The organism is Lentilactobacillus sp. (assembly GCF_040773105.1).
Taxonomy (GTDB): Bacteria; Bacillota; Bacilli; order Lactobacillales; family Lactobacillaceae; genus Lentilactobacillus; species Lentilactobacillus parabuchneri.
In genome coordinates this window covers 1-11738 of record NZ_JAXGWW010000054.1, presented here as the reverse complement: position 1 = coordinate 11738, position 11738 = coordinate 1, and the positions used below count along the sequence as shown (strand labels likewise).

12 protein-coding genes are annotated in these 11738 nt (G+C 43.2%); 8 read left to right on the top strand and 4 right to left on the bottom strand.

Going from position 1 to position 11738, the window contains the following annotated elements; genetic code table 11:
* The 3 genes from AB3112_RS04480 to AB3112_RS04470 all read left to right on the top strand — a co-directional run.
* Positions 1–239 (top strand): ferrochelatase (locus AB3112_RS04480; protein WP_367334023.1); only part of this gene is annotated, 239 nt, incomplete at its 5' end.
* Positions 239–1567 carry an Nramp family divalent metal transporter gene (locus AB3112_RS04475; RefSeq protein ID WP_367334022.1) on the top strand — a complete coding sequence of 443 codons (1329 nt, stop codon included), beginning with the start codon at positions 239–241 and terminating at the stop codon, positions 1565–1567. The genes AB3112_RS04480 and AB3112_RS04475, both read left to right, overlap by 1 nt.
* 34 nt (positions 1568–1601) lie before the next feature.
* Positions 1602–2363 (top strand): flavodoxin family protein, encoded by a 762-nt coding sequence (locus AB3112_RS04470; RefSeq protein ID WP_084973582.1) that lies wholly within the window; start codon positions 1602–1604, stop codon positions 2361–2363.
* A 150-nt stretch (positions 2364–2513) separates the two neighbouring features.
* On the opposite strand, the gene AB3112_RS04465 is transcribed toward AB3112_RS04470, so the two are convergent.
* Both AB3112_RS04465 and AB3112_RS04460 read right to left on the bottom strand, forming a co-directional pair.
* Positions 2514–3316, bottom strand: a protein-coding gene (locus AB3112_RS04465; protein ID WP_089143190.1) for an IS5 family transposase whose coding sequence is annotated in 2 segments (ribosomal slippage) — positions 2514–3028 and positions 3028–3316 — 804 coding nt in all. Because the reading frame shifts where the segments join, the coding sequence is not laid out codon by codon here.
* A gap of 10 nt (positions 3317–3326) precedes the next feature.
* The gene (locus AB3112_RS04460) at positions 3327–4631 is read right to left on the bottom strand and encodes a hypothetical protein (protein WP_367334021.1); all 1305 of its coding nucleotides are present in this window, start codon (positions 4629–4631) and stop codon (positions 3327–3329) included.
* A gap of 477 nt (positions 4632–5108) precedes the next feature.
* Between AB3112_RS04460 and AB3112_RS04455 the strand changes: the two genes are divergently transcribed.
* Entirely contained in the window at positions 5109–6905 is a 1797-nt protein-coding gene (locus AB3112_RS04455; protein WP_084998137.1) for an ABC transporter substrate-binding protein, read from the top strand.
* A gap of 58 nt (positions 6906–6963) precedes the next feature.
* Here AB3112_RS04455 and AB3112_RS04450 read toward each other — a convergent pair whose 3' ends face one another.
* A complete protein-coding gene (locus tag AB3112_RS04450; protein WP_084973578.1) occupies positions 6964–7389 on the bottom strand; it encodes a MerR family transcriptional regulator in 426 nt (141 codons plus the stop codon).
* An 86-nt stretch (positions 7390–7475) separates the two neighbouring features.
* Here AB3112_RS04450 and AB3112_RS04445 point away from each other — a divergent pair, with 86 nt between their 5' ends.
* The gene (locus AB3112_RS04445; RefSeq protein WP_367334020.1) at positions 7476–8480 is read left to right on the top strand and encodes an aldo/keto reductase; all 1005 of its coding nucleotides are present in this window, start codon (positions 7476–7478) and stop codon (positions 8478–8480) included.
* Positions 8481–8553: 73 nt separating this feature from the next.
* Here AB3112_RS04445 and AB3112_RS04440 read toward each other — a convergent pair whose 3' ends face one another.
* A complete protein-coding gene (locus AB3112_RS04440; RefSeq protein ID WP_057909614.1) occupies positions 8554–8937 on the bottom strand; it encodes a hypothetical protein in 384 nt (127 codons plus the stop codon).
* 172 nt (positions 8938–9109) lie between these two features.
* On the opposite strand from AB3112_RS04440, the gene AB3112_RS04435 reads away from it, so the two are divergent.
* The 3 genes from AB3112_RS04435 to AB3112_RS04425 all read left to right on the top strand — a co-directional run bounded on the left by AB3112_RS04435 (position 9110) and on the right by AB3112_RS04425 (position 11716).
* A complete protein-coding gene (locus AB3112_RS04435; protein ID WP_367334019.1) occupies positions 9110–9844 on the top strand; it encodes a sulfite exporter TauE/SafE family protein in 735 nt (244 codons plus the stop codon).
* A 166-nt stretch (positions 9845–10010) separates the two neighbouring features.
* On the top strand, positions 10011–10769 hold the full coding sequence (locus AB3112_RS04430; protein WP_084973575.1) for an SDR family oxidoreductase: 759 nt from the start codon (positions 10011–10013) through the stop codon (positions 10767–10769).
* 209 nt (positions 10770–10978) lie between these two features.
* The gene (locus AB3112_RS04425; RefSeq protein WP_367334018.1) at positions 10979–11716 is read left to right on the top strand and encodes a MerR family transcriptional regulator; all 738 of its coding nucleotides are present in this window, start codon (positions 10979–10981) and stop codon (positions 11714–11716) included.
* The last annotated feature ends 22 nt before the right edge of the window (positions 11717–11738 follow it).

Genomic DNA, 11738 nt, shown 5'->3' with positions numbered 1-11738 from the left:
TAAAGAATACGTTGATGGAACTGGCGGCAATGGGCAAACGAAGCGTGTTATTAGTGACACCATCTTTTGTTGAGGATTGTCTGGAGACACTTGAAGAAAATAATGTTCAAAATTACCAAACTTTCAAGGCTAGCGGTGGCAATACCTTTGATGCCGTAAAGCCGATGAATGGAAGTGATGACTTTTGCCAGTTCTTGGCCGATCTCAGTGTGAAACAATTATCTGAGGGGGCTGACTGATGAGTCAAAATGAAACGCATAGAAGCCTTGACGAAATTAATCAAAGCGTCGAGGTTCCAAGTGTTTATGAAACGTCATTTGTCCAAAAATTTTTAGCTTATAGCGGACCGGGTGCATTGGTCGCCGTTGGCTATATGGATCCCGGAAACTGGCTCACATCCTTGTCGGGTGGCAGCCAATTTCGATATTCATTGTTATCGGTTCTGCTGATGTCCATTCTCGTCGCAATGTTTATGCAGACGCTATCAATCAAATTGGGGGTTGTGGCACGCTTGGATTTGGCCCAGGCGATTGCCCAGAAGGTCCCCAAGTCCGGCCGGTATACATTATGGATTATTAATGAATTAGCGATGATGGCGACGGATATGACAGGCGTTGTTGGAACAGCGATTGCATTGAAACTCTTATTTGGCCTGCCACTGTTGTACGGTATTTTATTAACGATTTTAGATGTTTTGTTAGTGCTATTATTTTTAAGATTTGGAATTAGAAGAATTGAATTAATTGTTTTGGCATCAATATTGACGGTTGGGATTATTTTTGGCATTGAAGTTGGCCGATCCAACCCGAATATGGTGCAGATTATTAGCGGTATGGTGCCAACTTCGAAAATTCTCACCAATCACGAAATGCTGATTATGAGTTTGGGGATTGTCGGGGCAACGATTATGCCGCACAACGTTTACTTGCATTCATCGTTGGCGCAAAGTCGCCGTTACGATTATCACGATCCCAAGCAGGTCAATGAGGCGTTGCGGTTTGCGAAATGGGATTCGAATGTGCATTTGGTTGCGGCGTTCCTAATTAACGCCTTACTCCTGATATTGGGTGGAACGCTGTTCTTTCACACTGGCGGTCAGCTGTCTGCATTTCAAGATGTCTATAATGGATTGAAAAATTCGGCAGTGGTTGGCAGCTTGGCAAGTCCGTTGATGAGCACATTGTTTGCGTTCGCGTTACTAATTACGGGGATGATATCCTCAATTACTAGCACCTTGTCTGGGCAGATTGTAATGGAGGGTTACCTCCATATTCGGTTGCCGCTTTGGGAGCGTCGATTGCTCACCCGGTTTGTGACTTTGATTCCGATTTTAGCAATTGGGTTTTTGGTTGGATTTAACGATCATGACTTTGAACAAATTATTGTTTACGCCCAGATTGCCTTATCAATTGCACTGCCATTTACCTTGTTTCCGATGGTCGCATTGACCAGCAACCAGGATTTAATGGGTGTTCATACCAATCAAAAATACGTCACCATTATCGGTTATCTACTGACGGCGATCATTACAGTCTTAAATCTTCAGTTTGTGTTCGCAGCATTTTAGGTTATGATCAAAAAATGTTAAAGGGGGATTGATCTTGAAAATACTTGGTATTTTAGGGTCGCATAGAAGTGACGGCGTGACGAAAATGATGATGGACACGGTCTTATCCGGGGTTCAAGCACCCAATACCACTGAAACCGTGTATCTGGAAGACTTTCCATTTAAGCCGGACCAGGGGGATCAAAAGGATCCGGTATTGGATCAACTTGAAAAAAAGATGCTGGAAAGTGACGTTTGGATTATTGCAGCACCAACTTATTGGGGCGGATTAGCAGGAAAAATGAAGGACTTCTTTGACTGCATGCGCCAGCGCTTGGTGCGCTTTGATCATGATGGCGGTACGCATCCGGATCGGTTTAAAGATAAGCACTACTTAAGCATTACGGATTGTTATACCGGTGCATTCGAAAACTGGGTTACCGGTGTGACCGATCAAAGTTTTCGAACGATCGATAAGGTCATGTCAGCTGCCGGGGTCATCAAAATCCATGAACTGGTTTTGACTAACACCTGGGGCATGAAAGAATTACCGGAAAATAAAAAACAGGCCTGCCTCAAATGGGGACATCGCCTGAATTTAGTCAAAAAGAGAGATGATAGTACATTGAAACGATATATTGAATTGTTCTTCATGGTTGCTGTAATGGCCCTATTAACAATGGGAATTCAAGTTGGTTTGCGGTTGGTTTCCACTGCCGATTTTTGGTGGCGTTACGCATCGTTTGTGGTTATCTTCTACGTGTTGTTAGGATGTATCCTTCATTTCTTCACGGTCGTCAAACATCGTCGTTGTTAACGCAACTCGCCCTTTTTAATCAGTTTATCTTTTACCTTACCCAATTCTTCAGCCATTGCTGGACGAGTTGGGTATTTTTCGATCAAGCCATCAATCCACTTAATTGCGGTCTTGGGATTTCCAAATTCCGCGTAATTCTTAAGAACCTGTTTAGAGTCTCTTGAGGAGTAATGCCAGAAAAGCCAGCACCACCATTTGTAGACTGGTATTAAGGTGACGTTCGCAGTTCTTCCAGAGGCGCCGACATTTATCCAGCCAGCTGAAGGAGCGTTCAATAATCCAGCGTTGCGGCATCACGGTAAAGTTATGTAATTCATTGCGTTTAGCAACCTGAACGGTTGCTTTTAAATTCGTTTTAACATCAATGGCGAAGTTGGTGCCGGTATAACCACCATCAACCAGGACACTACGAACATTTTTTAAATGATCGGCATGAAGAGCCAACATTGCGCTGGCACCGTCCCGATCAGAAACATTGGCTCGAGTAATATGGATGGCTTGTGGCAGCCCGTTAATATCAACGGCTAAATGGCGCTTAATCCCAGAGATTTTCTTACCGCCATCATAGCCTTTATTTTGAGCAGTATCGGTATTTTTAACACTCTGAGCATCGACAATAATAAATGAGGTTAGCGCCGAGCGATCCTGTTGGGATCGTAGGGTAAAGACAATTTTTTTAAAACCTGTTCCAACAAAGATTCTTGAAAGCCAGGCCCTTTAGCTGACCAAATTCGGTAGTAATAATAAACCGTCGACCATTTTGGAAAATCGTGAGGTAATTGACGCCATTGACACCCAGTTTTTAGTAGATACAACAGCGCATTAAATACTTGATAAAGGTCTTGGGTTCGAGGTGCGGTGCGTTTCCGGGCTGTTTCCAATTCAGGCCGAATCATTTCAAACTGGGAACGAGAGATTTGGTTAAGATAATTAGTCATCAAAGCGGGTCTCATTTCTTTTTTATCAAGATTGTAGCAAATTATTCGGGCCTTTGTAAGACTCTAAACAGGTTCTAATTCTGCGACCCATTCGACGATAGGCTTGTCTGCTGGGGTTCTTTTCATTTAAGACCACGTTTTGGTAGTAGATGCGACTCACCATGTCGGGATAACTGTTGTAAAGGTCTTCGCTGTAGGTTTCCGTTAGTGAAGGATTCTGCATCACAAGTTGGATCAACTGGTCCCATTGGCCCTCTTTGTCTAAAACATAGGCGTTGTTCTCGGGTGTCAGATGCTTGGCGGCCAGTTGCATGATGCGTGGGCGCTCATTGTTCCACTGGCCGGTCTGCTTCAATAATTTTTTGAGTGGTTCAAACGCATCCGGATAGTTTGCGAATAAGCGTTTTTCGAGAACCTCCTGCTGCTTTTGCTGTTGGTCGGTGGCGTCATAAATCTTGATCAGATACTGCTCCCAAATTCGGCGCCAGCCTGGATCTTTTTCAGATGCCTGCAAGGACAGTCGTTCGGCTAATGGATAATCCTTATTTTGAATTGCATTTTGAATGGCAACTTCACGGATTTCTGGAATATCTTTATTTTCGTTCATAAATTCATAGGCCGCATCAGTTTGGCCTAGTTGAATTAAAATCCGGGCATTTAAGATTTTATCTTGAATTTGCGATTGGACCTGGTCATAGCCGGCTTCAACTGACTTGATAACATTTTTGGAAGCAGTTTGTATTAATTTTGCGGATTTTTCGGAGATGAGCGGTAACACATTATACAGAATCTTATAACGTTGCTCAGCCCAATCGGCAAATAGTTTCCGTTTGAATGTGCGAATGGCTTCTTTGACGAGTGCATCTTTTTGAGTGTCCAAGAGGGTTGGCGCAATGTTGGTGCTTAAATTTTTCATCGCGGAAAAGACGCGGTCAAAGGTATCGGTGAGGGCACCGGAACTACTATCCGCCGTTGAGAGCATCCGGCCACATGTGGTAACCACCAGTAATAATCCGGATAACGCGTGTTGGTAATGTCCCTGCCGGAACCGAAGCATGTACTTGTTAATAATGTCATCCAGGGTATTGCAGATGTTGATACATCCCTGATAATCAATGAATCCGTAGGTCTTATTATGGCGAATCGTACTTTGGATGAGCTTTTTTGTTTTAGCAAATTCAGCATCTGTATCCAACTCACCAAATTGCGCGGTGACGTCTTGGAAAAATGAGGGGTCGTATTGTGCCTGGTTGATGATAAACTGACGTAGGCCATCTGGTGAGGCTTCGTTGACAGACTTGATAAGTGACTGTTTTTCTTCTGAATTCATCTTAGGTACACCCTCCTCTTACACTATCGGAATAGTCAAGTCGATATTATCATAGTCTTAAGTTGTCTGCCAGCGCTTTCAGAGCTTGAAATAACTGGAAAAATTACAATTTTTCTGAGGTGTCTTCTTCAATGATTTCAATGATTCATAACAGGATGCCTATGATTTGAAAGAGGCACGAATCAAGGCGAGGTTGGCTAATGATGAGTTTGCGAATTACCTTTTAACAGAGAATATGCGAATGCTTACCTGACTGGGTGTCTAAAAGGCACCAGAATGTGGTATGATTGTTACGGGAGCTAAATCCCAAATTAAAAAGAAATATTTTGCAATCACTAGGATCTGGCCGGGGAGAAATCTTCGACCTTTTTTGTTTGGTTTGCGGTTTCCGTATTGATAAGCCAACCCTGAGGATATATAATTAAATTAATATTAGAGGGTTCTCATTTAAATATAATATTTCGAGGGGATATTGCTATGAAGATGAATAAGAAGTGGTTGGTGTTAGGAGCCGTTAGCTTTTCAGCTCTGGCCGTTGCGGCCTGTTCGAATAAAAGTTCTGAGTCTCAATCCAAACCAATTTCCATGCCGACAACCTACAGTGCTCCCGAAAAGGCGACCAAGGCGGGGAATGACAGCACATTGAATGCTGCAGAGGTCGTTGATGCACCCTTCACAGGAATCACGCTGGCAGTTTTACAGGATAATGTCGAAGATTCTGATGTTTATTCTCCGGGTGGCGGTGATCAGCTTTTTAAGAGCAACAAAGACTTCAAGATCGTTAAGGGTGGATTAGCCAATCTAAAGTTAGACCGAAAAAACAACACGGCAACCATTACGATTCGAAAGAATGCCCGCTGGTCGAATGGCAGCCCGGTTATTGCCAAGGACGTTGAATATGCATATGAAATTATCGGCAATCAGAATACGACTGCCCAGCAGTATTCGGCTGACATGGCGACGATTAAAGGAATGGCTGCTTACCATAAGGGAAAAGCCAAAAGTATTTCCGGAATTACCTATCCTCATGGTCAAAATGGTAAGCAGGTCGTGATTTCCTACACCCATCTTTCACCAGCCATGCAGTACGCCGGAAACTCTTTCTTGTGGGGGACCGTGGTTCCATACAAACACATAAAGAATGTGAAGATTTCAAAACTCTCGTCAGCGCCAGCAGTTCGAAAACACCCAATCTTTGTCGGGCCTTACAAGCTGCAAAAGCAGGTTCAAGGTGAATCAACTGCATGGGTTCCCAACAAATATTATTGGGGTCAGCAACCAAAGATCAAACATGTCAATATCCAAGTCGTTTCTTCAAGCAACGCCGCGGCCGCCTTTAAAGCGAAAAAGTATGATTTTGCGCTTGGCGGTTTGCCCGCTAGTCAATATAAATCAGTTAAGGACATCAAGGGTTATACCTTAGCCGGAGCCCCCGGACTCAGTTATGGCTATTTTGGGTTTAATGTCGGTCACTTTGATACCAAGAAAAACAAGAATGTGATGGATAAACACAGTAAGATGGGCAATAAGAACCTGAGAAAAGCGATGCTGTACTCGGTTGATTTGGACAAGGTCAATAAGAAGCTATTAAGTGGTGTTCAATGGCGACCAAATACCCTAATCCCACCGATTTTTAAAAAATACCATGATTCAAAGGCAGCCGGCTTCCCGTATGATATGGCCAAGGCCAAGAAGCTGCTTCAAGAGGCTGGGTACAAGAAGAAGGGAAAATGGTACGTTCAACCCAATGGCAAGAAGTTGACAATTCACTTCGGTGCCATGCAGGGATCTGCAGCCAGCAACGAAATTTCTCGCTACGAGGTTCAGCAGTGGCGTAAATTGGGCTTAAATGTTCAAATGACAAATGGCCGACCACTTGAAATTAATAGTTTCTACTCAATTCTGGGTGAACCGAAGCAAAATAAAATTGACGTTTTCGTCGGTGGCTGGCAATTGACTTACGAACCAACCCCAACTCAGTTCTACGGCGAAGATGCTACTTATAACATGGGGCATTTTGTCACCAAGAAAAATACCAAATTACTCAATAGTCTTAATAACAATAAAGCTTGGAATCAAAAGTATCGGATCAAGCAGTTTAAGAAGTGGCAGGTTTATATGAATAAAGAAGCGGCTTATGCACCACAGAGTACGCTGTTGAGCTTCACACCCGTCAATCATCGGGTGAAGAACTTCAAGCAGGCTGCTTATAATAATTATCTGTTCCCAACTTTCTGGGATCAATTGGAATTAACTTCCAAGGATCTGAAATGAGTTTAAAAAAGAACTTTGAGCTTGCGTTTTCTCAAAGTTCTTTTTTGATCGTTCTAAATTAAAATTCCCGATCTCGATAATCATTCCAATCCGGCATCTTCGAATGATTCTCCTTGGCAGTTTTGATGTCGTGATAAAATCTGACCTTACGCTTGATGTGACGTTCGTTTTTCCTCAAAAGGGCAAGTTGGTCCAACACCTGCTGGTAGTGGATGTCAAGAATCTCACAGGTCTTGTCCAAGTCGGAATCATCAGTCTGCGCTTGGAACAATTCCTGCAGTTCCTTTAACGTCATTCCGGTATCTTTGAAGCAGCAGATTGCCCCCAGCCGGTTGAGGTGTTCTTGGGTGTATACCCGGCGGCCCTTTACTCGGGGAATATCATAGAGCAATCCCAAGTCTTCATAATAGCGAAGGGTGGTCGTAGGTAGGTGGTACATTTTAGAGACCTCAGTGATTGAATAAGTTTTAGCGATCGTTTTCAAGTTGGCTGCCCCCTAAGTCGAAATGATTTTACTTCAAGTATACTTGAAGTGGTATATTTTAGCTAAACAATTTAGGAGATGGCAAAATGTACTCAGCATCCAAAGATCGTTACGATAAAATGGTTTATAAACGCGTTGGCCAAAGTGGCTTAAAATTACCCGCTTTAAGTCTTGGTCTCTGGCACAATTTTGGGAGTGTTGATTCCTTCGAAAATCAAAAAGCCATTATTCACCAGGCTTTTGATTTGGGGATCACTTACTTTGACTTGGCAAACAACTATGGTCCAGAACCGGGCAGTGCCGAAGAAAACTTTGGCCGGATTATGGCGGGTGACATGAAGGCCTATCGAGATGAAATGATTATTGCCAGCAAGGCCGGTTACTACATGTGGCCGGGCCCATACGGTGAATGGGGATCTCGCAAAAATATTATTGCCAGCGCCAATCAGAGCCTCAAACGAATGGATCTTGATTACGTCGATATTTTTTATTCTCACCGGTTTGATCCGGAAACACCGTTGGAAGAAACGGCTTTGGCATTGGATGAATTGGTTCACGAAGGAAAGGCCCTTTACGTGGGAATTTCTAATTATAATGGTCAACAGACAGCCGAAATCACTAAAATTTTCAATGATTTAAAAACCCCGTTTGTGATTCACCAACCTCGGTACAATATGTTTGACCGTCATATTGAAAGTGATCTCCTGCCGGTTTTGAAGAAGGAACATAAGGCTGCCGTCAGCTTTAGCTCATTGGCGCAGGGATTGCTAACTGATAAATATTTGAATGGCATTCCTGCTGATTCACGGGCACACAAGTCAACGAGTCCCTTCCTGCATGAAGAACAGGTTGAAGAAACGATTAAGACAGTTAAACAATTAAACCAAGTCGCAGCCGACCGTGGCCAGACACTTGCCGAAATGGCACTGGCTTGGAACTTGCGCGAACCGGAAATTGCCAGTGTTTTGATTGGGGCCAGTCGTCCCGAACAACTTCTGGATAACGTTAAAGCGTTGGATAATTTGTCCTTCTCAAGGGAAGAATTAAAGAAGATTGATGATATTTTGGCGGCTCAAAGCCCAGTTCAATAAGTGATTTATGGAGATTAAAAGGCAGCCAGTTCTGGCTGCCTTTTGTCATATTTATTGTTGGTTACCTGGCCAATTAAGGTTGGGTCGAAGTGTAGACGGGACGGTATTTTAGAACCATGTTGACTTTTTTCTGAGTGCCAACGGATGTCCATTGCCCCTTTGTTTTTTGATACACAAACTTCGGCGTGGTTCCGTTTAGCTGAACAAAGAATTGCCCGTCACCCGATTTGCGAACACGGTACACTTTGGTTTTGCTGGTTGGCGACAGCTTGGTTGCCGGATCTGTTTTATTATAGGCAACCACACTTTGTCGAATCATATCTTTGTACTGGCTGGTTTGATGGCTCTTCATGATAATGCCGACAATTCCGGCAAGCACCACCAGCACCATGAGCGAAAGCATGATCCACATAATGTTGGCCCGTTTCGCATTTTGTGCTTTTTCTTTCTCGTTCATTTATATCACCCCGTTAGAAATCCGTCTAATTCGGAAATAGGATACACATTAAATGTATCACAATCTCTGACTATTTTGGAGAAAAAAGATTAACGGCCAAAATTGTGGCGATAATCAATGTTGATCAAGGTGTACAATAATTCCATTATGTTTTTTTGAAAGGATCAATATCATGAATATCTTGTTGCTAATTGTGGTTGGCTTTATTATTGGAACGATCGTGATTACCCTGGGTGGTGGCGGTGCGGCATTTTATTTGGGGATTTTGACGACCGTCTTTGGCCTGGGTCCTGCAAGTGCGGCTGCCACTTCGCTGGTGACGTCGTTTCCGTCATTGTTGATTGGCTCGTACTCATACTTTCGTCAACATAAAATTAAGGTCAAGGTGGCTTGGCAAATGATCATATTTGCTGTTCCGGCAGTAATTGTGGGATCTCTTTTGTCACCGCATATTCCAGTTAAAATCTATTCTTATATTATTGGAGCTGTACTTGCGATTTTGGGGATTCAGACCCTGTTTAGTAATCAAAATAATCATAAAAAGTCGAATAAGTGGCTTGTCCCATTTTATGGCATATTGAGTGGCTTGATGGTTGGTATTGGTGGATTAAGTGGCGGTGGTCCGGTTGTCGCCGGCTTACTGGTTATGGGAGTCGATATGGTCACCGCGGCCGCAACCTCTTCATTAGTGTTGGTGGTTATGACAGCGACCGGACTCGTATTTCATTTATCAGCCGGAAATGTCGATTGGTCGGTTGGCCTTGGTCTGATGTTTGGCGCCATCATGGGGTCGTTTTTGGCTCCGGTGTTATTGGGAAAGTTGGATCCACAAAAATTTACCAAGTACGTCAAACCAGTTGTTGGAGTTTTGCTGACTGTGATGGGAATCATGACGGCTTTAAAATAACGATTTAGTCAAAGGAGAATCCTCATTTTCGGGATTCTTTTTAATTTGATTAATCACAATATGATTTTTTTAATAAAAAATTGTTTACAAACGATTGCACACAGTGTATTCTGAATTAGTGAAATAAATCACTAACAAATAAAAATACCCTTATGGAGGAACTCAAATGACTGATCGTTTAAAAGGCAAGGTTGCTATTGTAACTGGTGGAACACTTGGAATCGGCTTGGCAATTGCCGACAAGTTTGTTGAAGAAGGCGCAAAAGTTGTGATTACTGGCCGCCATGCTGATGTCGGTGAAAAAGCCGCAAAATCAATTGGTGGACCAGACGTTATTCGATTCGTTCAACACGACGCTTCTGATGAGGCAGGTTGGACTGAGTTATTTGATACAACCGAAAACGCATTTGGACCTGTTACCACTGTTGTGAACAATGCCGGAATTGCGGTTAGCAAGAGTGTTGAGGAAACAACGACTGAAGAATGGCGTAAGCTACTCTCTGTCAACTTAGACGGTGTCTTCTTTGGAACACGTTTGGGTATCCAACGGATGAAAAACAAGGGCCTCGGCGCTTCAATCATCAACATGTCTTCTATTGAAGGCTTTGTCGGCGACCCAACTTTGGGTGCTTACAATGCTTCAAAGGGTGCGGTTAGAATTATGTCAAAATCAGCCGCTTTGGACTGTGCTTTAAAGGACTACGACGTCCGAGTTAATACGGTTCACCCAGGCTACATCAAGACACCACTGGTTGATGATCTTGAAGGTGCCGAAGAAATGATGTCACAACGGACAAAGACCCCAATGGGCCACATTGGTGAGCCTAACGATATTGCTTGGATCTGCGTTTACTTGGCATCAGATGAAGCCAAATTCGCAACTGGAGCAGAATTCGTTGTTGATGGTGGTTACACTGCTCAATAAATTTTAACTTCGCAAATAATTCTAACAACTCTTAAAGCGTCCTATCGGCTGTGGCTGACGGGACGCTTTTGCGGTATGCTTAAAAAAACGACAAAAACGATAACCTAGTTTGTGATTGGTTTGCGATGACGTTTAATTTAACCATTTTAGTTTTTTTCTTGCTCATTACGCGGCGTCATAGGATATAAAAGAATCAGGAGGTGAGAACGATGTCGACTTATACAACAGGAGAATTTGCAAAACTGGGTGGCGTCTCAGTGCGAACGATTCAATATTATGATCAAAAGGGCATTTTAAATCCAACGACGATTTCTGAAGGCGGCCGGCGCTTATATACCGACCGGGAGCTTAAAACTTTGCGCCTGATTATCCTGCTTAAATCAATGGGGTTGTCATTGGCGACAATTAAAGACCTGCTATCAGAGGACAACTCGACGCAGGTCTTATCACTGATGCTTCAAGAACAGGAGAAACATCTCAAACACGAAATGAAAACAACGCGATCTCAATTGGAAATGATTCGCAAAGTTCAAGACAGTCTAACAGATTATTCGCTAATCTCTCAAACTGATTTAGACGGCATCGAAAATATCATGGAAAGCAAACCAAAGTTAACGCGGTTCCGTTGGTGGATGGTCACATGGGGGCTAATGATGGATGGGTTGGAGATCTTTGCCGTCATCGTCTGGATCATGTCGGGGAATTGGATTCCAGCTGCGATTATTTTCCCACTTGTGGTCATCATGGCCATTTGGATTGTCTGGGATTATTACAAGAAAGTCGCCTACATCTGCCCAAACTGTCATCAGCACTTTAAGCCGAGTTGGCGGGATTTTGCGTTTTCAAAACATACCCCAAAGACACGGAAATTAACTTGTCCACACTGCGGGTATCGTGGATACTGCGTCGAAGTTTATGATGTCGACCAAGATCTCAGAATTAAATAAGCACTTGCAATAAAAGAGGGAC